The following is a 19,325-nucleotide window of genomic DNA, read 5'->3' as shown; positions in this document are numbered from 1 at the left end:
GCTTAACGCCAAACTCCAAACGCAAGACAAGATTATGAACATAGATTCACAAGAATTCAGAAAATTTGCCGTTAAACATCAGGGAATTGGCGGTTTACACGTAGATAAATTTATTGCACAGGCCAATCTGAACCCACAGAATATGACGCCATACATTATTGAAGAGCGTCAGTTAAATGTGGCTCAGATGGATGTATTCTCGAGGTTAATGATGGATCGTATTATCTTTTTAGGTGATGCCATTCATGATCATAATGCGAATATCATCCAGGCGCAACTGTTGTTTTTACAATCTACAGATGCAGAGCGTGATATTCAGATTTATATTAATTCTCCGGGTGGTTCAGTATATGCCGGTTTGGGTATTTATGATACCATGCAGTACATTCAGCCGGATGTGGCTACCATTTGTACAGGTATGGCCGCATCAATGGGAGCAGTATTACTGGTTGCTGGTGCTAAAGGAAAGCGCGCTGCTTTACCACACTCAAGAGTAATGATTCACCAACCATCAGGCGGCGCACAGGGTGTGGCATCTGATATGGAGATCAATTTGAGAGAAATGTTAAAATTGAAAAAAGAATTATACGATATTATTTCAGAGCACTCTGGTCAAACTTACGATTGGGTAGAGAAAGCTTCAGATCGTGATTACTGGATGACAGCTGACGAGGCAAAAGGATTTGGTATGGTTGATGAAGTGTTATCGAGAAACGCGAAAAAAGATGGCGAAACAAAATAAAGAATCCCGTTGCTCATTCTGCCATTCTGGCAAGCATGAAACGTTAATGTTAATTGAAGGCATGGATGCGTTTATCTGTGATAAATGCGTTACCCAGGCCAATCAGTTGCTTGCTCAGGAATTAGGAACCAAAGGGACAAAAAATATTCAGGAGGCTATTAATTTATTAAAGCCTCTTGAAATTAAGCAACACCTTGATCAGTATGTCATTGGTCAGGATGATGCTAAAAAGGTATTGTCGGTTGCGGTGTACAATCACTACAAGCGTTTAAATCAGAAGGTTGATAAAGAAGACGAGATTGAGATTGAAAAATCAAATATCATGTTGGTGGGCGAAACCGGAACAGGTAAAACACTTTTAGCTAAAACCATTGCTAAAATTTTACATGTGCCTTTTTGTATCTGTGATGCCACTGTTTTAACAGAAGCAGGTTACGTTGGTGAGGATGTTGAAAGTATCTTAACCCGGTTACTGCAAGCTGCTGATTATGATGTTGCTGCTGCAGAGCGTGGAATTGTTTATATTGATGAAGTGGACAAGGTTGCCCGTAAGAGCGATAACCCCTCCATCACCCGTGATGTATCTGGTGAAGGTGTGCAACAGGCATTACTGAAAATTTTAGAAGGAACGGTGGTGAATGTGCCACCTCAGGGCGGACGTAAACATCCGGATCAAAAGATGATTCCTGTAAATACCAATAACATCTTATTTATTTGTGGCGGAGCATTTGATGGTATTGAGCGCAAAATCGCCAATCGTTTACGCACGCAGGCAGTAGGGTACAAAGTAAAGAAAGATGAAACCGTTCTGGATCTTAAAAATCTTTATAAGTATATTACACCACAGGATTTGAAATCTTTTGGTTTAATCCCGGAGCTGATTGGACGTATTCCGGTGCTGTCTCACTTAAATCCTTTGGATAAAGAATCTTTGCGTAATATTTTAACCGCGCCTAAAAATTCTTTAATTAAGCAATATGTGAAGCTTTTTGCATATGAAGAAGTAGATTTAGTGTTCGAAGATGATGTACTTGATTTTATTGTGGATAAGGCAATGGAATATAAACTGGGTGCACGTGGGTTAAGGTCAATTTGCGAAGCGATTATGCTGGATGCCATGTTTGATACACCAACACAAACGGATGTTAAGGAGTTGCATATTAATCTCGATTATGCGATAGAAAAATTTGAAAAGGCAGACTTTAAAAAGTTGCAGGCCGCATAAAAAAATCAAATCCTCTCGCGAAATCGGGGGGATTTTTTGTAAATACGCTTAGCGCCCGGCGCTCGGCGCTAAACTTAAGGTTATGAATGAAGAAAAAGACGTAAAAAAAGACGAAGCCATTGTAGGGAAATCAAAAAAAGTAAAGGAAGTAGAAAGTCCGGTTAAATCTGGCCTAAAATCCAAGGATGAAATTGTTAAAAACTGGCTCCCCCGTTATACCGGTCGCCCGTTAGATCAGTTTGGTGATTATATCCTGCTTACCAATTTTAGCAAGTATGTGAGTATGTTTTCCGAATGGAATGACAATGCGCCGATTATGGGTTTAGATAAACCAATGCAGAGCGTAACCGCAAATGGAATTACCATTATCAATTTCGGAATGGGTAGTCCGCTGGCGGCAACCATGATGGATCTGTTGACTGCGATTATGCCTAAGGCTGTTTTGTTTTTGGGTAAATGTGGTGGCTTGAAAAAGAAAAATCAACTGGGTGATTTAATTCTGCCAATTGCGGCCATCAGGGGAGAAGGAACATCAAATGATTATCTTCCTGCTGAGGTGCCGGCATTGCCAGCCTTCGCCTTACAGAAAGCCATTTCTACTACCATTCGTGATCATGGAAGAGATTACTGGACCGGAACTTGTTATACCACTAACCGCAGGGTTTGGGAGCATGATAAGGAATTTAAAAAATACCTGAAAACATTACGGGCCATGGCCGTAGACATGGAAACTGCTACTGTATTTACCACCGCTTTTGCCAATAAAATACCTGCAGGTGCATTATTACTGGTTTCAGATCAACCCATGATTCCTGAAGGTGTAAAAACAGCTGAAAGCGATAGCAGTGTTACGGAGAAATATGTGGAGACGCACCTAAGAATTGGAATCGATTCGCTTAAACAATTAATCAATAATGGCTTAACGGTTAAACATTTGTTGTTTTAATCCTCATCGTTATTGCAAGGAACGAAACAATCTTCAAATTATAGTAAGTTATTCCTATTCACAGATCAGCAAATGCTGGTCTTTTTTTATGCGCATAACAGATACTGAATCCAGAGCAGGTGTATTTATGCTCAGTCTATGCGTCATCCAACAAGGTGCAATTTACTAAAAAATGTTTCCTGCTTAAACACAATAAGTGAAAGGTTATTCTTGCGAGGATAAACGGCTAAGCAATCTTATTCCATCTATCGGTTTAGTGTCTCACCAACCGGAAACGTTTTGATTTTAAATTGCTGATATTGAAGATTATTCACGTTGAAGGATATGCTGGTTGGTGAGGCACCAAACCAGTAGGGGGGCAGGAGCAATTTACTAAAAAATGTTTCCTGCTTAAAACACAATAAGTGAAAGGTTATTCTTGCGAGGATAAATGGCTAAGCCATCTTATTCCATCTATCGGTTTGGTGTCTCACCAACCGGAAACGTTTTGAATTTTAATTGCTGGTATTGAAGATTATTCACTTTGAAGGATATGCTGGTTGGTGAGACACCAAACCAGTAGGGGGCAGGAGCAATTTACTAAAAAATGTTTCCTGCTTAAACACAATAAGTGAAAGGTTATTTTTGCGAGGATAAACGACTAAGCCATCTTATTCCATCTATCGGTTTGGTGTCTCACCAACCGAAAACGTTTTGACTTTATAAATTACTGATATTGAAGATTATTCACGTTGAAGGATATGCTGGTTGGTGAGACACCAAACCAGTAGTAGGGGGGGCAGGAGCAATTTACTAAAAAATGTTTCCTGCTTAAACACAATAATTGAAAGGTTATTTTTGCGAGGATAAACGACTAAGCCATCTTATTCCATCTATCGGTTTGGTATCTCACCAACCGGAAACGTTTTGAATTTTAATTGCTGATATTGAAGATTATTCACGTTGAAGGATATGCTGGTTGGTGAGACACCAAACCAGTAGGGGGCAGGAGCAATTTACTAAAAAATGTTTCCTGCTTAAACACAATATGTGAAAGGTTATTCTTGCGAGGATAAACGGCTAAGCCATCTTATTCCATCTATCGGTTTGGTGTCTCACCAACCGGAAACGTTTTGACTTTAAATTGCTGATATTGAAGATTATTCACGTTGAAGGATATGCTGGTTGATGAAATACCATCCATTAGGGGACAGGAGCAATTTACTAAAAAATGTTTCCTGCTTAAACACAATATGTGAAAGGTTATTCTTGCGAGGATAAACGACTAAGCCATCTTATTCCATCTATCGGTTTGGTGTCTCACCAACCGGAAACGTTTTGACTTTAAATTGCTGATATTGAAGATTATTCACGTTGAAGGATATGCTGGTTGGTGAGGCACCAAACCAGTAGGGGGGCAGGAGCAATTTACTAAAAAATGTTTCCTGCTTAAACACAATAAGTGAAAGGTTATTCTTGCGAGGATAAACGACTAAGCCATCTTATTCCATCTATCGGTTTGGTGTCTCACCAACCGGAAACGTTTTGAATTTTAATTGCTGATATTAAAGATTATTCACGTTGAAGGATATACTGGTTGATGAAATACCATTCATTAGGGTTTTTAAGAGCTTAATTAATATATTTAAATAATATAAAAAGAACTTAACATGCTGGTAAACAAAAAAGGACCGACAATTGCCGATCCGTTTTTAATTCAATTAGGATAATTAGTGTTAGCCTAAATATGATTTTAATATTTTACTTCTAGAAGTATGACGAAGGCGCTGAAGCGCTTTATCTTTAATCTGACGAACACGCTCACGTGTCAGGTTAAATTTCTCTCCGATTTCCTCTAAAGATAACGGGTGGTTTGAGCCCAGTCCGAAGAATAATACAATGATTTCTCTTTCTCTTTCTGTTAAAGTAGACAGCGAACGTTTAATTTCTTCCGAAAGCGACTCATTGATTAATGAGCTATCAGTGTTGGGTTCATGGTTTTCCAATACATCCAATAAGGTATTCTCTTCACCCTGAACGAAAGGTGCATCCATAGAAACATGGCGGCCTGAATTACTTAAAGTATCAGAAATCTTATCAACCGTAGTTTCTAAAATATCAGCCAACTCTTCCGGAGAAGGTTCACGCTCATATTCCTGCTCTAATTTAGAAAAAGCTTTACTGATTTTGCTTAATGAACCTACCTGATTTAAAGGTAAACGCACAATACGGCTTTGCTCAGCAATGGCTTGCAAAATGGATTGACGAATCCACCAAACGGCATAAGAGATGAATTTAAAACCTTTCGTTTCATCAAAACGTTTTGCCGCTTTAATTAAACCTAAATTTCCTTCATTAATTAAATCGCCTAAAGTTAAACCCTGATTTTGATACTGTTTTGCAACAGATACCACGAAACGTAAATTGGTTTTAGTTAATCGCTCTAATGCAGCCTGATCGCCTTCACGAATCTTTCTTGCTAAAATTACCTCTTCTTCTGCTGTTATTAAATCTACTTTACCAATTTCATGTAAGTATTTATCAAGTGATTGACTTTCACGGTTGGTAATGGACTGCGTTATCTTGAGTTGTCTCATTTATACGTTTTGTGTGCTCTTTAATTATTGAAGTGTGCAAAGTTACGAAATTGTACGGCAATCCGAAAGGATAAAATACTGAAAGTGTTGCTGTTTGCACATGTTTTTTATACTATTACTTGTAACAAAAATCATTCCAATAAAGTTTTTGTCACTCTTTCTACAATAATTAGCTAATTATTGCCTTTTACTTAATATTTATTGATTTACAATAAATATATTTTGCTTTGTAATAATAAATATTTTATGTTTGTAGCAGATCCAGCATAAAAGATGACGTTTCTTAGATTTGTTGTTGTCAACTTTAATAAAGTATAGGTCTCAATAATTTGAGTTTTCCTATTGCAGTTCATTAATATTATCCAGTGCACTATTTAAGTATAATGATCAGCATTAATAAATTACATTCACCATCAGAATATACTCTTAAATTATCTCACATGAAAATTAAAAACCAGATCCGCTTCATTAAGATAGGATATATAACTACCCTGATTGCTGTATTCTTATCTTCACTTGATGAAGCAAAAAGGGGATTTATTGATGGCTATAATGCCGCTGGAAATGAAAATACGCCGGGATGGATGTATGGAATATTGTTATTATTTATTGCTTTTTTTATGCTGAGGGTGCTGGTATACCTTTATCGTTTCATCGATTCTGTGCAGCATGGAAGTGTATTCAATGAAGAAAATACAATACGTTTAACGAGGATGGGATTTTATTGTACGTCTTTACCATTTTTACTTTTTGCGCTAAATGCGATCGATTATGTCAGGCATTCCGGTATTCAACATATGCAGCTGACTGAAATAATTAAACACGTTGATTTTGAGATATGGCTGCTTATTTTTGGCTTAACATTGCTTACAATAGCTTTTGTATTTCAAAAGGGAATTGAACTCAAGCAGGAAAGTGACTTAACCATATAATTCATGCCAATCGTTATAAATTTAGATGTAATGCTCGCCCGCCGCAAGATGTCGCTTACTCAATTGAGTGAACTGGTTGGGATTACCATGTCAAATTTGTCTATTCTGAAAACCGGAAAGGCAAAAGCAATCCGCCTGGAAACGCTGGAGACAATTTGTCAAGTATTAGATTGCCAGCCAGGTGATCTGCTTGAATTTCGCAAAAGTTAGTTTGTAACGAAAAGCATACCATAAAAAAACTCCTGACCATCATCAGGAGCCTTTTTTATGGATTAAAAATGTTTAATTCATTGCTTCATCTTGCTTTTGGTTCAGGAAGACAAAGTTATGATCGAACATGTCCAGCTTGATTTTGCTGTCTTTATCTACCTTGCCTGCCAGAATTTCTTTCGACAATTCATTCAGTATTCTTTTTTGAATCACCCTTTTTAGGGGTCTTGCACCAAACTGAGGATCGTAACCCAATTGAGCCAGCCAATCCAGGGCTTCATCACTGGCATCCATTTCAATGCCCATCTCAGCCAATGTTTGTTGTACCTGTCTGAATTGCAGTGCAACAATATCCCTGATTTCGTTCCGGTTTAATGGCGTGAACATAATCAATTCGTCAATTCTGTTCAGAAACTCCGGACGGATGGTTTGTTTCAGGACTTCAAATAATTCATTTTTAGTTTTGGCAATTACTTCATCCCGGTTTTCATCACTCAGGTCTTTAAAGTTATCCTGAATCAGATGCGCACCGATGTTCGATGTCATGATGATGATGGTATTTTTAAAATTAACTGTCCGGCCTTTGTTATCAGTCAGACGTCCATCATCCAGTACCTGCAGCAAAATGTTGAATACATCAGGATGTGCTTTTTCAATCTCATCTAATAAAACCACCGAGTAAGGTTTACGTCTTACGGCCTCAGTGAGCTGGCCACCTTCATCATAACCTACATAGCCCGGAGGCGCTCCAATCAGTCGGGAAACGGCGTGGCGTTCCTGATACTCACTCATATCAATCCTGGTCAGTGCATTTTCATCATTGAATAAAAACTCTGCCAGTGCTTTAGCCAATTCAGTTTTACCCACACCAGTTGTTCCTAAGAAAATAAATGAACCGATTGGTTTACGTTTATCTTGTAAGCCTGCTCTAGACCGGCGAATGGCATCAGAAATTGCTTCAATAGCCTCATCCTGTCCGGCTACACGATGGTGTAATTCAGCTTCCAGATTAAGCAGTTTTTCTCTTTCACTCGCAATCAGTTTGGTCACCGGAATACCTGTCCAGCGGCCAACCACACCTGCAATATCATCAGCAGTTACTTCTTCTTTAAGCATTCTGCTATCGGTTTGCTGGCTTTCCAGATCTGCCTTTAATTTTTCGACCTGATCCTGGGCTTCTTTAATTTTTCCGTAACGGATTTCGGCAACCTTTCCATAATCTCCGGCGCGTTCGGCCTGCTCAGCTTCCAGTTTATAATGCTCAATTTGTTCCAGCTGATTATTAACCGCATCTACCAGGTCTTTTTCACCTTGCCATTTGGCTTTAAAGGCATCGCGTTCTGCTGAAAGGTTGGCAATTTCTTCTGATAATTCCTGTACTTTACGATCGTCTTTTTCCCTTTTAATGGCTTCACGCTCAATTTCCAGTCGCATAATTTCCCGATCTAATGCATCTACATTTTCAGGAACACTATCCATTTCCATGCGGAGTTTAGAGGCTGCTTCATCCATTAAATCGATCGCTTTATCCGGCAGGAAACGATCTGCAATATAGCGCTGGCTCATTTCCACCGCCGCAATAATGGCTTCATCTTTAATCCGAACTTTATGATGTGTCTCGTAACGCTCTTTTAATCCGCGGAGGATAGAAATCGCATCCTGTGTATCAGGTTCTTCTACCATCACCTTTTGGAAACGGCGTTCAAGTGCTTTATCTTTTTCCAAATATTTTTGATACTCGTCTAAAGTAGTTGCACCAATGGCCCTTAATTCGCCTCTGGCTAAAGCCGGTTTTAAAATGTTAGCTGCATCCATGGCACCTTCACCACCGCCGGCACCCACTAAAGTGTGGATCTCATCGATAAAGAGTATAATGTCTCCATCACTTTGCGTCACCTCTTTTACAACGGCCTTTAAACGCTCTTCAAATTCACCTTTGTACTTGGCTCCCGCAATTAGGGCACCCATATCGAGGGAGAAGACGGTTTTGCTTTTCAGGTTTTCAGGCACATCGCCTTTAATGATCCTGAAAGCAATGCCTTCGGCAATAGCTGTTTTACCCACGCCGGGCTCTCCAATTAAAATAGGGTTGTTTTTCGTTCTGCGGGATAAAATCTGAATCACCCGGCGTATTTCTTCATCACGGCCAATAACCGGGTCAAGTTTTCCGCTTTCGGCGTATTCATTTAAGTTTCTGGCGTATTTGCTGAGGGCCTGGTAAGTGGCTTCTGCGTTTTGATCGGTTACCCTGTTATCGCCACGCAACGACACAATCGCTTTTTTCAGGTCCTTTTCGTTTACACCTTGTTCCTTTAAAAGTTTTGCGGTGCTATCATTTACAGCCAAAATGCCCAATAAAAGGTGTTCTACCGAAACAAATTCATCTTTAAATTCCTTTAAAAATGTTTGTGCCTTTTGTAAAACGCTGTTGGTATTGGATGAAAGGTATACATTGCTTCCGCTTACTTTAGGGAATTTTGCAATATCTGCATCTAAATTCTGATTCAGCGCATTCAGGTTTACATTTAATTTTTTTAACACGTAAGAAACTACGTTTTCATCAACAGTGAGCAGACCTTTAAGCAGGTGTGCGGTTTCAATAGCCTGTTGCTGATTGCCCTGGGCTATTTCAGAAGCCTGTTGGATCGCTTCCTGGGCTTTTATAGTGAAATTGTTGAAGTTCATATTTTCCTTTGGATCAAAACAAATGCCACGTCAGTTTTGATTTTTTAATCGGAAATTTTGTCGCTTGTTTTATTTTTAAGGTGACTAAATTTCTGATATTTAGTGTTTTATGCTGAATTTTTGTCTGAGATGCGGTAGGTGAAAACCAATATTAAATCAGGTTATTTTTTAATAAGATTATCAGCAGCTAATCTCTGCTGCTATTTTCGATGCACTTTTCCATTTACGATACAGACTCATCTGTTATTAAATGACACCTGGTTAACCAACATCAAAGGAGTTTTTAAGCATAAAAAAAGCGAAGAATATCTTCGCTACGTTAAAATAGAATGAGGTGATTTGAGTTACCCTAAGATATCTTTTAACCTTTCCGTCTGATGATCAACCAGTTTTTGTAGCGGACCGGAAGCCAGCATTTTCATCATCATATTTAAATCTGCGGTAATGATGTGTTTGGCCGTTGTTGTTCCATTGCCATTATCCGTTACCGTCCATTTTAATTCCACTTCAAAAGGTGCTTTTTCCGTTGGGATAGCGGTGAGTTCCTGATTTTCAACCCGGTTAGAGATTTTAATGGCCAGTTTGGCCATATTCTGAATGGTAAAACGTGCCTCATCTTCTGTCGATTCCCAGTTGTATATATTTTCGGGCATTAACCTCTGATGGTTATTCATATTGGAGAGAAAAGCATAAACCTCAGCAACGGATCTGTTTACATCTACAGCGCTTTCAATAATTGTCATTGTGTTTTCTTAATTTGATTATATATTTGGTTAGAGGCATCAATATTTTAACTCAATATTTGTCCCCATTCTGAAGGGTTTAAACGCCATTTGCTTAATAATTCCATATCACTTTTTGCGATGATACTGTGTTCTGCAGCATAATCAATAAGTGCAGCATAATTGGATAGGGTAAGATAACGACATTTTGCAGCGGCGAAATTCTCATCTGCTTTTTCGAATCCATAGGTAAAAATTGCAGCCAGGCCGGCAACTGATAAACCTGCTGACCTCAACGCTTCAACAGCCTGTAAGCTGCTTTTCCCGGTTGAGATCAAATCTTCAATAACCACTACACGCTGTCCTTCTACCACTTCACCTTCAATTAAGCTTCCTGTGCCATGTTCTTTCGCTTTTGCCCGCACATAAATAAAAGGAAGGCCAAGTTCCTGTGCAACCAAAACACCCTGTGGGATTCCGGCTGTAGCAACGCCTGCAATTACATCAACTGAACCGAATTCTTCCTGAATGGCTTGTGCAAGCTTTTGGCGGATGTATGTTCTCACCTGAGGATGGGAAAGGGTAACACGGTTATCGCAATAAATAGGCGACTTCCAACCAGATGCCCAGGTAAAAGGATTATTAGGTTGTAATTTAATTGCCTTTATTTGTAATAAAAATTCCGCTACCTTTAATTCAATATCACTTTTATTATACATGGCCCAAAATTACAGAATTTATATCAACGATAACACTTTGTTTATATCAGATGTTTTACCAGAGCAGAAGGAAAAGATTCAACAACTTGAATTTCAAGATTTTGATTTACAAACATTTTATAAAAAATTAAAGAACGGATCTAAAAAAAGCTACTTGTTTTTAACTAAAAATCCGGAAGAAACCTTTAAAAAGCTTAAAAAGAATTGTGAGATCATAAAAGCTGCCGGTGGCTTGGTAGAAAGTGCAAACGGAAATTTCTTATTTATTTTCAGAAACAAAAAATGGGATTTACCAAAAGGTAAGCTTGAACTGGGCGAAAGTATGAAGGAAGCTGCTGTCAGGGAAGTGGAGGAGGAATGTGGGATTAAGATATTCAAACGCGAAGAGAAACTTTGTAAAACGTACCATGTTTATCCAAACGGATCAAAAATGGTGATCAAGAAGACAAACTGGTACAGGATGAAGGTTAAGGGTGAGCCAAAATTAATTCCTCAAAAGGAGGAGGGGATTGATGAAGCAGTCTGGCTGGATAAAAATCACCTTACTCCTATAGTTAAAAATACTTTTCCATCGATTATGGATGTAATGAGGGCCGGAGGAATATTGTAACTTTACAATTGCGAGGAGGTAAGACGAAGCAATCTTTTTTGCTGAGATTTTTCAATGGAGATTGCTTCAGCAAATGAAAAATTTGCTTCGCAATGACGATATTTCGTGGAAATGCACTGGTCTAATCGTTCTGATGGATTGAGTTCAGCATCTTCTAGATAAGATCCTAAAATGAATGAAGAAAACGATTTTTAAGTAGAATCGTCATTGCGAGGAGGTACGACGAAGCAATCTTTTTTGCTGAGATTTTTCAATGAAGATTGCTTCAGCAAATGAAAAATTTGCTTCGCAATAACGATTTTTCGTGGAAATGCACTGGTCTAATCGTCCTGCAGAATGGAGTTCAGCACCTTTTTAGATAAGATGCTGAAATGAACTAAGGAAAACGATTTTCAAGTAGAATCGTTATTGCGAGGAGGTAAGACGAAGCAATCTTTTTTGCCGAGATTTTTCAATGGAGATTGCTTCAGCAAATGAAAAATTTGCTTCGCAATGACGATTTTTCGTCGGAATGCACTGGTCTAATCGTCCTGCTGAATGGAGTTCAGCACCTTTTTAGATAAGATCCTGAAACAGGATTCTAATAAAAAACGCCTATAAAAACCCCAAAGCTTCTTTAGGCACAAAAGGACTCACATCGCCATGGTTTCTTAAAATATCTCGGACAATGGTTGAGCTGATGGCAGAGTATTCGGGTTTGCTGAGCAGCAAAATGGTTTCCACTTCAGGCATCATGGTTTGGTTAATTTGTGCAATGGCTCTTTCGTATTCAAAATCTGATGCGGAACGAATCCCACGAACCATATAGGTGGCGTTTATTTTTCTGCAGAAATCTACCGTTAGGCCCTGATAGGTTTGTATTTCTATGTTTTGATAATCAGCGAAAACCGTTTCCAGGATATGGAGCCTTTGTTCTGCCGTCAGAAAATTTTGCTTGGAACTATTCAATCCGATTCCGATCACTATTTTATCAAAAAGGGGAGTGGCACGTTGCAGAATGTTGACGTGTGCAATGGTAATCGGATCAAACGAGCCCGGAAACAGCGCTATTTTCATGATTCAAATATAGATTTTTAAGCGGAAAGGTGAAAGGTTTAGCCAAGCTTAAACATATTCAAAAAAACTAAACGATGAGTTTCCGTATTTGCGGGTTTCAGTATAGCCTGGCTGATTGCTCAGTCTCATATTGCTTTGGTGCTCCACAATTAATAATCCGTGTGGCTTAAGCAATTGTCTTTCCTGAACCAGAACCGGAAGCTGTGGGATATTGGGCATATGATACGGCGGATCGGCAAAAATCAAATCGTAAGCACCTGTCATCTGCTTCAGGAGCTTGAAAACATCCGCCTTACGCACTTCCACCTGCTTAAATTCATATTTTTGTGCGGCACTTTTTACCCAGTTTATACAGCCATAATCCATATCTACCGCTAAAATCTTTTCTGCATTGCGGGAAGCAAATTCAAAAGTCAGGTTTCCTGTTCCGCAGAATAAATCAAGCACGGTGCAGGTTTCAAAATCAAATCTGTTGTTTAAAATATTAAAAAGTGCTTCTTTGGCCATATCCGTAGTGGGGCGGACAGGCAGGTTTGCCGGTGGCTGCAAACGGATCCCTTTTAGTTTTCCTCCAATTATTCGCATAAGCTTAAGGCCAGCAAACCGCTGAAATAGTGTTTAGGCATATCCGCCAGCAATTCACAATGTTGTTTTTCAGCAGGAAGGAAGAAGTAGAGGTTATTAAAATATTTTAGTAGTGTATTGTAATTATCATCATCTTCATTTATAATTCCCTGAAGGTATACGGGACAAGATTCCGTGAGGGCTAATTGATCTATGATCAGTAACAGAAAATAATTAAATTCTTCGGCTGTTTCTGCTGAGTAATGATTCTGGAAGTTAATTTTTTTATCCTTTATAAAAAGTACATTAAAGGAAGATGCTGTAAAATCAATCAACAAGGCATTGTCGGTTAACTGGGTAAACAAAGCAAGTAAAGGCGAAGAATGCGGATACACAACTGTGCTTTCCGGAAGTTTCTCTTCTATTTTTTCTGCTAAAGAAAAAACAGTATTAAAGCCAAGATGCTGGTGGCTTTTGCTAAATATCTTTCCTTCAGAACCTAAAAAATTAGCATAAACGGATAGATCATCGGCATTAAACCACTCATTCGGAATAAAAACAAAATTTGAGGTGTGTATGGCAGCTTTTATGGAACCATAAGAATGGGAAAGATGATGATCTGATTCAAAAGCATCCTGTAAAACAAGTGGTAAATCTTCACAGCCTTGCTGATCAAAAATGACCTTAACTTGTTCTGAGTCCTGATCAACCACTGCATATGAAAAACTATCGTTTGTTATTTTCAATAATAACTGATAGTTTACTGATGCATCAGCTTTAAAATCCGGGTCTACCAATAATAGGCTGTTATTACTCATCATCGCAAAAATAGCGTTTTTTGGAGATTAACCGCAAAGGGCACAAAGTTTTTTCGCAAAGCGCGCTTAGTTGGAAGGAGATCTGGTCCTTTTCAAGGAATAGCCTTTACATGTATGAGTTATCTAAAGATAGATTAATATGAAAATCTCATTTATATTTCTGTAATTCTGCAGTAAATTGTTTGGGTATTTTTTTATCTGCCTGAATAAAAAATCTGTATATGCAGGAGTTAAATCCAGCCAAATCTTTTGACCAAAATCAAACCTTTCATTTATTAAAAATTTGAAATATTCGACTTAAATTCGAAACATGAGTTACACGCCTACTTACAAAGCCGCGAACACGGTTGCTGCCAAAATTGAGCAACATTTTATTCGCTTGCATCAAAATGCCGCAGCACAGGGAGAGGTTGATCTGGCTTCACAACCAGACAGGAAAACAATAGAGGCGTTGATAGACGTGGCTTTCTGGAGCAGCCTGCGGAAAGAAGAGGGGCACTCACCGCGTATATCTGTTGCTTTTTTACCGCCTTCGCAAACTTCAAACCCTTTAAGGTTTGCTAAACCCTTACCTTTAAATGCCAATACCCTGACTAAAATTGCACCTGGTATAGAGCGTTCCGGGATCCATTTGGGTGTATGGGAAGAGGACGGTGAATTATACATCTGGGGCACCACCTTAAATATCCCTAATTTTTGTTTTGTAGTAGATGTTTCTGAACCTGGATTGATTGTGATCAAACACCGCCGGATTTACGGCATTGGAAAATACACCAATGTAGCAGTTTTAAAGGGTGAACAAATCAGAATTGTGGATGATACTTCCTGTACGAATCGTGATTGCCCGCCGATTTTAAAAGCTTTACTGGATTTAACGGTATTGGCCAGTTGGAATGATCCAATTAATATCCTGATTCAGTTTTCGGTTTCTATGCGTGGGCACGGGCGTGGTGGTGCGCTATTAATTGTACCTAAAGAAAATACCAAATGGAAAGAGTCTATCATTCAGCCCATCCAATATTTAATTGAACCTCCTTTCTCCGGTTTATCAAACCTGGCTAAACAAAGCGGTAACCAGACAGAAATTTTCTCACAAGGTGCATTAAGGCGCGAAGTGGAACACCTGGCGGGATTAACCGCCGTTGACGGGGCCACCATTATAAATGATCAATTTGATCTGATTGCTTTTGGGGCAAAGATTGGCCGGGCTAAAGGTAAGCCTACTGTTGAGCAGATTGCCTTTTCTGAACCGATTCTTGGCGGAGAAGATAAACTGTTATACCCGGGGCAGCTAGGTGGAACAAGGCATTTTTCAGTGGCACAATTTGTAAATGATCAGCCTGAAGCCATTGGATTAGTGGCTTCACAGGATGGACATTTTACGATCTTCAGCTGGAGCAAACAGCAAAAAATGGTGATGGCACACCGGATTGAAACCTTGTTGTTGTAATATATATTGCTCAATTGTTGGATTATTTTATTGCTGGAAGGACTTGACTATACACCTGATTAGCAGTACAATTGCTTTCCAAATCATTAAATCAAATGCTTTTTAAAACAATTTAACGATTATACAATAAATGTACCCAGATAAAAGTAGCCTGATTGCCCAAGCTTATGAACATATGCCCACACGGGAGCAGTTACTCTTTTGCGAACGGATGTCCAGGTTTTTGCAGGAGGAAGATGAATATCGCTGTTTTGTATTAAAAGGTTATGCCGGAACGGGTAAAACGACATCTGTTGCAGCTTTGGTGAAAGTGTTGTCGAAATTTAACTTAAAGAGTGAGCTACTGGCACCAACAGGTCGGGCGGCAAAGGTAATGAGCCAGTATGCATCGCGGAAGGCCTTAACCATTCATAAAAGAATTTACCGGAAACGCTCTGCGGCATCGCCGGAAATGCAGTTTCAGATGGCCCCAAATCTTTCTGAAAATACCCTGTTTATCATCGATGAGGCTTCTATGATTGCCGATGAATTTAACGAGACGGGTTCCTCTATTTTAAGGGATTTATTAGAATTTGTCTATAATACTAAAAAATGTTTTTTGCTATTTGTTGGCGATACGGCACAATTGCCCCCGGTGGGGAGTTTAGATAGTCCGGCTTTAAACGAACAATACTTAAAGGATAAATTTGCACTAACCATTACTTCAGTAGAATTGAAAGAGGTGGTTCGCCAGGGAAAAAAATCAGGTATCCTGGCTAATGCAACCATGCTTCGGAATCAAATTTCTAAAAATCCCGATAAACCCCTGCCCAAATTCCTAACCAAAAATTATACTGACATTTACAATATGGCGGGTGCCAGGCTGGTAGAAGGATTAGAATATGCCTACCGTAAGTTTGGAATGGAGAATACACTGGTGGTTTGCCGTTCTAATAAATCGGCTAATATTTACAACCAGCAAATCCGCGCCAGGTTGTTGTACCGCGAAGAAGAGTTAACTGGTGGCGATCAGATTATGGTGGTGCGCAATAATTATTTCTGGCTTCCGGAAAATGAGGAAACGGCTTTTATCGCCAATGGAGATATGGCTAAAGTGATCCGCGTCAGGGGAGAAGAAGAACGTTATGGTTTCCGCTTTGCGGATGCTACTTTAGAGTTTATGGATTTTCCGGCAGCCGGGCAAATCAGTTGCAAGGTGATGTTGGATACCTTAAACCTCGAATCTGCAAACCTGCCATACGAGCAAAATAAAAAGCTTTTTGATGGACTGAATGAAGATTATGAACACATTGCCAATAAGCGCCAAAGGATGCTCGCCATCAAGGCTGATCCATTTTATAATGCCTTGCAAATTAAATTTGCCTATGCGGTAACCTGTCATAAAGCACAGGGCGGACAATGGGACGCCGTTTTTGCAGACCAGGGTTATTTAACCGAAGAAATGATCGATTTAGACTTTCTGCGTTGGTTATACACGGCCGTAACCCGGGCCAGGAAAGAGTTATATTTAGTTAATTTTGCGCCTCAGCTCTTTGCCAAAACAGCTCAGGCAGATTATTTTTAAGCGGCTAAACTTCCTGTGGAAATACGGATTTTTATCTGAGCGAAAACCTGAAGCAAGTTTAGTTGCAGATTGCAGCTTAATTCTGCCCGATAAAAAATGTTTTAATGTGATACAGGCACTTCAAAAATTACAATAATATCTGCAGCTAAACCATTCTAAATTCTTACCTTGAATGGCTAACCTCAATACCTCATGAAATTTGCATTTAGCCTTAAAAATAAGCTGAAAATTGCTTTCCTGCTCTTTTGTATGATGTGCTGCATGTTGTTAATCCGGTTTTTGGAAGATAAAAGTGTAGCAACAATTAATGAATCATTTATCTCTATGTATAATGATCGGCTGGTTCCGGCAACTGATTTGTACTTCATTGCCGAAAATCTTTACCAGAAAAATATGATTTTTAATGATGCGCTAATCAATAATTCTTTGCCATTAAGTGGTCAGGCAAAAATTGATCAGTATAACTTCAAGATTGACTCAGTGATTCAGAAATACCAACTCACGTTACTGGTTAAGCAGGAAGAGGTATTTCTGAATGATCTAAAAAGTGCCTTAGGTCAGCAAAAGCAACTGGAGTTAAAGGTGCTGAAAATGGCGGAAGAAGATGCACTTAGAATTTATCAGTCTGAAGGAAAAAAAATAGCTAACCAAACACTTGTCAAACTTTCTGCGCTGATTAAAATTCAATCAAATGTGGGTCATGAATTAATAAAGGATTCCAAAATCTTTGTTTCCGGAACCAAAATATATTCTTCCCTGCAGGGAATTTTAGCCGTCCTTATCGGGGTGATGGTTGTTTCCATTATTTCCGCGTCCAATATAGTTAAAATTCAGAACGAGAAGTTTAATTTAAATTAAGATTCCGCAGATTACTCATTTAGCATGCTGAATTTATTTCAGCATCTATCCAAGATTCGTAATCTGCGGCTAAATGACTCAGTTATTCTGCATCTTCATCCGTTACCAGGCGGATTGAATCATCAGAAAGTACTATCAATCGTTCTTTATAAAGCGAACCAATCGTTTTCTTAAAGGCACTTTTGCTGATCTGGAAACGGTGATAAATTTCTTCAGGTGAGCTTTTATCACCCAGCTCGATCAGGCCGCCATTCTTTTTTAATGCATTTAAAATGACTTCTTTTGAATCTAAAATATGCCCGTAACCACTGGGTTGTAAAGTCAGGTCAATTTTACCTTCTACACGGATTTTTTTGATCCAGCCTTTACGATAATCTCCAATCTGAATGTTATCAAAAACCTCGTTATGGTAAAGTAAGCCAATATAGGTATTGTTGATAATGGCATTGAAGCCCAGGTCAGTTTCTTCCGTAATCAGTAAACTCACCTCATCACCTTCTTCGAAATCGAAATTTTCTTCTTCAACAAAATCATAAAGTTTTGAAGAGGCCAGCAAACGGTCGCTGTTTTCATCCAGGTAAAGGTAAACCACATATTTATAACCTTTTTGCATCGGCCTTTTCTGTTCTTTTGTAGGAACGTAAACATCTTTATCAATGCCCAGATCCATGAAAATGCCGTCATCTCCGTCAGAAACCACTTTTAAGAAAGCAAAATCGCCTACTTCAGCATAAGCTTTTTGTGTGGTTCCGGTTAAGCGACCGTCTTTTTGAATGTAAACAAAAACCTTTGCGTTATCACCTATTTCCAGGCCCTTTGGAACATACTGATAAGGTAATATCACCAGTTTATCACCATCCGTTAAGTTTAAGCCAGCTTCGGTTTTACTTAAAACCCTTAATTCATTATATTTTCCTATTTCAATCATCGTAATGGTTAACCATTTTCTTCAATGGTTTTTGTACAAAGATACTAATCTTTAAAGGCAAGATCTGATTTAAATTTTTTATATAATTTAGCTGCTCATTTAATCTATTTTTACCATATGAATAAGCAGATTCCAGATTTTTTTTTGAGCGACGAGTATTTTATTGATGAAAAAGTGAACTTCCTGAAGTTTGCAACTGAGTATAAGGTTTACAATGATCAGGGTACGCAGATCGGGGTCATTAAACAGCGTATAAGTGGCTGGCAGAAGGCTTTAACCTTACTGGTTGATAAACGGATGATGCCTTTTAAACTGGAGATTACGGATGTAAACGGTCAGTTGCAGGCCACCATCAGCCGGGGCTGGACTTTCTGGATGTCGAAAATTATCGTAACTGATCCGATGGGTGTTGAAGTGGGCATTATCAAGCAGAAGTTCAAACTGTTTAAACCAACATTCACCATATCAAACCCTGTATCAGGAACGGAAATTGCCAAAATAACCGGCGATTGGAAGGCCTGGAATTTTAACATCACCAATAATACTGGCGCCGAGGTTGGTAAGATTAGTAAGAAATGGGCGGGTGCATTAAAAGAGGTGTTCACCACAGCCGATAAATATAATGTATCGATAGATCCTGGTTATGCAGAAAGCGACCAGAAAGTGGCCATCGTATGTACAGCCATTACCATTGATATGGTTTTAAAAGAAAGCTAATCA

General features: G+C 38.9%; 18 protein-coding genes. 10 read left to right on the top strand and 8 right to left on the bottom strand.

Annotated elements, in window-relative coordinates; all coding sequences use genetic code 11:
- Window positions 1-34: 34 nt before the first annotated feature.
- The 3 genes from clpP (at window position 35) to OQX64_RS09370 (ending at window position 2,913) form a co-directional block, all read left to right on the top strand.
- Window positions 35-742, top strand: coding sequence for an ATP-dependent Clp endopeptidase proteolytic subunit ClpP (gene clpP, locus OQX64_RS09380; protein WP_088302766.1), 708 nt, complete (start codon window positions 35-37; stop codon window positions 740-742).
- Entirely contained in the window at window positions 696-1,967 is a 1,272-nt protein-coding gene (clpX, locus tag OQX64_RS09375) for an ATP-dependent Clp protease ATP-binding subunit ClpX (protein WP_371566952.1), read from the top strand. Before clpP ends, clpX begins: the two co-directional genes overlap by 47 nt.
- Before the next feature lie 82 nt (window positions 1,968-2,049).
- Window positions 2,050-2,913 carry an AMP nucleosidase gene (locus OQX64_RS09370; protein ID WP_172406571.1) on the top strand — a complete coding sequence of 288 codons (864 nt, stop codon included), beginning with the start codon at window positions 2,050-2,052 and terminating at the stop codon, window positions 2,911-2,913.
- A gap of 1,715 nt (window positions 2,914-4,628) precedes the next feature.
- Here the strand turns inward: OQX64_RS09370 and OQX64_RS09365 are convergent.
- Window positions 4,629-5,489, bottom strand: a complete 861-nt coding sequence (locus tag OQX64_RS09365; protein ID WP_010601359.1) for a sigma-70 family RNA polymerase sigma factor — start codon at window positions 5,487-5,489, stop codon at window positions 4,629-4,631.
- A 440-nt stretch (window positions 5,490-5,929) separates the two neighbouring features.
- On the opposite strand from OQX64_RS09365, the gene OQX64_RS09360 reads away from it, so the two are divergent.
- Window positions 5,930-6,421 (top strand): DUF2975 domain-containing protein, encoded by a 492-nt coding sequence (locus tag OQX64_RS09360; RefSeq protein WP_265818568.1) that lies wholly within the window; start codon window positions 5,930-5,932, stop codon window positions 6,419-6,421.
- Window positions 6,422-6,424: 3 nt separating this feature from the next.
- Window positions 6,425-6,631 carry a helix-turn-helix domain-containing protein gene (locus tag OQX64_RS09355; protein ID WP_265818567.1) on the top strand — a complete coding sequence of 69 codons (207 nt, stop codon included), beginning with the start codon at window positions 6,425-6,427 and terminating at the stop codon, window positions 6,629-6,631.
- A gap of 72 nt (window positions 6,632-6,703) precedes the next feature.
- Here the strand turns inward: OQX64_RS09355 and clpB are convergent, their stop codons facing one another.
- The 3 genes from clpB to pyrE all read right to left on the bottom strand — a co-directional run bounded on the left by clpB (window position 6,704) and on the right by pyrE (window position 10,757).
- Window positions 6,704-9,316, bottom strand: coding sequence for an ATP-dependent chaperone ClpB (gene clpB / locus OQX64_RS09350; protein ID WP_088302770.1), 2,613 nt, complete (start codon window positions 9,314-9,316; stop codon window positions 6,704-6,706).
- A gap of 344 nt (window positions 9,317-9,660) precedes the next feature.
- Window positions 9,661-10,059 carry an SRPBCC family protein gene (locus tag OQX64_RS09345; RefSeq protein ID WP_088302771.1) on the bottom strand — a complete coding sequence of 133 codons (399 nt, stop codon included), beginning with the start codon at window positions 10,057-10,059 and terminating at the stop codon, window positions 9,661-9,663.
- A 47-nt stretch (window positions 10,060-10,106) separates the two neighbouring features.
- Window positions 10,107-10,757 carry an orotate phosphoribosyltransferase gene (gene pyrE / locus OQX64_RS09340; protein WP_088302772.1) on the bottom strand — a complete coding sequence of 217 codons (651 nt, stop codon included), beginning with the start codon at window positions 10,755-10,757 and terminating at the stop codon, window positions 10,107-10,109.
- Here pyrE and OQX64_RS09335 point away from each other — a divergent pair.
- The gene (locus OQX64_RS09335) at window positions 10,756-11,367 is read left to right on the top strand and encodes an NUDIX domain-containing protein (RefSeq protein WP_265818566.1); all 612 of its coding nucleotides are present in this window, start codon (window positions 10,756-10,758) and stop codon (window positions 11,365-11,367) included. The two genes, pyrE and OQX64_RS09335, sit on opposite strands and share 2 nt — an antisense overlap.
- 594 nt (window positions 11,368-11,961) lie before the next feature.
- On the opposite strand, the gene coaD is transcribed toward OQX64_RS09335, so the two are convergent.
- From coaD to OQX64_RS09320, 3 genes are read right to left on the bottom strand one after another with little or no spacing between them, the layout of a single operon-like run.
- On the bottom strand, window positions 11,962-12,423 hold the full coding sequence (gene coaD / locus OQX64_RS09330) for a pantetheine-phosphate adenylyltransferase (protein WP_088302775.1): 462 nt from the start codon (window positions 12,421-12,423) through the stop codon (window positions 11,962-11,964).
- Between the two features lie 48 nt (window positions 12,424-12,471).
- Window positions 12,472-13,008 carry a 16S rRNA (guanine(966)-N(2))-methyltransferase RsmD gene (gene rsmD, locus OQX64_RS09325; RefSeq protein ID WP_265818564.1) on the bottom strand — a complete coding sequence of 179 codons (537 nt, stop codon included), beginning with the start codon at window positions 13,006-13,008 and terminating at the stop codon, window positions 12,472-12,474.
- The gene (locus OQX64_RS09320) at window positions 12,999-13,808 is read right to left on the bottom strand and encodes a DUF3822 family protein (RefSeq protein WP_265818563.1); all 810 of its coding nucleotides are present in this window, start codon (window positions 13,806-13,808) and stop codon (window positions 12,999-13,001) included. Before OQX64_RS09320 ends, rsmD begins: the two co-directional genes overlap by 10 nt.
- Window positions 13,809-14,115: 307 nt before the next feature.
- On the opposite strand from OQX64_RS09320, the gene OQX64_RS09315 reads away from it, so the two are divergent.
- The 3 genes from OQX64_RS09315 (at window position 14,116) to OQX64_RS09305 (ending at window position 17,677) form a co-directional block, all read left to right on the top strand.
- Window positions 14,116-15,255, top strand: coding sequence for a putative sensor domain DACNV-containing protein (locus OQX64_RS09315; protein WP_088302778.1), 1,140 nt, complete (start codon window positions 14,116-14,118; stop codon window positions 15,253-15,255).
- Between the two features lie 130 nt (window positions 15,256-15,385).
- Window positions 15,386-16,819 carry an ATP-dependent DNA helicase gene (locus tag OQX64_RS09310; protein WP_265818562.1) on the top strand — a complete coding sequence of 478 codons (1,434 nt, stop codon included), beginning with the start codon at window positions 15,386-15,388 and terminating at the stop codon, window positions 16,817-16,819.
- Window positions 16,820-17,011: 192 nt separating this feature from the next.
- Window positions 17,012-17,677 carry an MCP four helix bundle domain-containing protein gene (locus tag OQX64_RS09305; protein WP_088302781.1) on the top strand — a complete coding sequence of 222 codons (666 nt, stop codon included), beginning with the start codon at window positions 17,012-17,014 and terminating at the stop codon, window positions 17,675-17,677.
- Between the two features lie 82 nt (window positions 17,678-17,759).
- Here OQX64_RS09305 and OQX64_RS09300 read toward each other — a convergent pair whose 3' ends face one another.
- Window positions 17,760-18,605, bottom strand: coding sequence for a S1 RNA-binding domain-containing protein (locus tag OQX64_RS09300; protein ID WP_088302782.1), 846 nt, complete (start codon window positions 18,603-18,605; stop codon window positions 17,760-17,762).
- Window positions 18,606-18,722: 117 nt separating this feature from the next.
- Between OQX64_RS09300 and OQX64_RS09295 the strand changes: the two genes are divergently transcribed.
- Window positions 18,723-19,322 carry an LURP-one-related/scramblase family protein gene (locus OQX64_RS09295; RefSeq protein ID WP_265818561.1) on the top strand — a complete coding sequence of 200 codons (600 nt, stop codon included), beginning with the start codon at window positions 18,723-18,725 and terminating at the stop codon, window positions 19,320-19,322.
- The last annotated feature ends 3 nt before the right edge of the window (window positions 19,323-19,325 follow it).

Origin of the sequence: Pedobacter sp. GR22-10 (genome assembly GCF_026239715.1) — a bacterium.
In the GTDB taxonomy this organism is placed as follows: Bacteria; Bacteroidota; Bacteroidia; order Sphingobacteriales; family Sphingobacteriaceae; genus Pedobacter.
This window is presented reverse-complemented; position numbering and strand designations above follow the sequence as displayed.

What these genes read in the sequence shown, in the direction of transcription:
- OQX64_RS09355 (WP_265818567.1), top strand. Translation starts at nt 6,425, where the DNA reads ATGCCAATCGTTATAAATTTAGATGTAATGCTCGCCCGCCGCAAGATG.
- pyrE (WP_088302772.1), bottom strand. Translation starts at nt 10,757, where the DNA reads ATGTATAATAAAAGTGATATTGAATTAAAGGTAGCGGAATTTTTATTA.
- OQX64_RS09295 (WP_265818561.1), top strand. Translation starts at nt 18,723, where the DNA reads ATGAATAAGCAGATTCCAGATTTTTTTTTGAGCGACGAGTATTTTATT.
- coaD (WP_088302775.1), bottom strand. Translation starts at nt 12,423, where the DNA reads ATGAAAATAGCGCTGTTTCCGGGCTCGTTTGATCCGATTACCATTGCA.
- OQX64_RS09305 (WP_088302781.1), top strand. Translation starts at nt 17,012, where the DNA reads ATGAAATTTGCATTTAGCCTTAAAAATAAGCTGAAAATTGCTTTCCTG.
- clpP (WP_088302766.1), top strand. Translation starts at nt 35, where the DNA reads ATGAACATAGATTCACAAGAATTCAGAAAATTTGCCGTTAAACATCAG.
- OQX64_RS09310 (WP_265818562.1), top strand. Translation starts at nt 15,386, where the DNA reads ATGTACCCAGATAAAAGTAGCCTGATTGCCCAAGCTTATGAACATATG.
- OQX64_RS09360 (WP_265818568.1), top strand. Translation starts at nt 5,930, where the DNA reads ATGAAAATTAAAAACCAGATCCGCTTCATTAAGATAGGATATATAACT.
- OQX64_RS09365 (WP_010601359.1), bottom strand. Translation starts at nt 5,489, where the DNA reads ATGAGACAACTCAAGATAACGCAGTCCATTACCAACCGTGAAAGTCAA.
- OQX64_RS09345 (WP_088302771.1), bottom strand. Translation starts at nt 10,059, where the DNA reads ATGACAATTATTGAAAGCGCTGTAGATGTAAACAGATCCGTTGCTGAG.
- OQX64_RS09370 (WP_172406571.1), top strand. Translation starts at nt 2,050, where the DNA reads ATGAATGAAGAAAAAGACGTAAAAAAAGACGAAGCCATTGTAGGGAAA.
- OQX64_RS09300 (WP_088302782.1), bottom strand. Translation starts at nt 18,605, where the DNA reads ATGATTGAAATAGGAAAATATAATGAATTAAGGGTTTTAAGTAAAACC.
- clpX (WP_371566952.1), top strand. Translation starts at nt 696, where the DNA reads ATGAAGTGTTATCGAGAAACGCGAAAAAAGATGGCGAAACAAAATAAA.
- rsmD (WP_265818564.1), bottom strand. Translation starts at nt 13,008, where the DNA reads ATGCGAATAATTGGAGGAAAACTAAAAGGGATCCGTTTGCAGCCACCG.
- OQX64_RS09320 (WP_265818563.1), bottom strand. Translation starts at nt 13,808, where the DNA reads ATGATGAGTAATAACAGCCTATTATTGGTAGACCCGGATTTTAAAGCT.
- clpB (WP_088302770.1), bottom strand. Translation starts at nt 9,316, where the DNA reads ATGAACTTCAACAATTTCACTATAAAAGCCCAGGAAGCGATCCAACAG.
- OQX64_RS09335 (WP_265818566.1), top strand. Translation starts at nt 10,756, where the DNA reads ATGGCCCAAAATTACAGAATTTATATCAACGATAACACTTTGTTTATA.
- OQX64_RS09315 (WP_088302778.1), top strand. Translation starts at nt 14,116, where the DNA reads ATGAGTTACACGCCTACTTACAAAGCCGCGAACACGGTTGCTGCCAAA.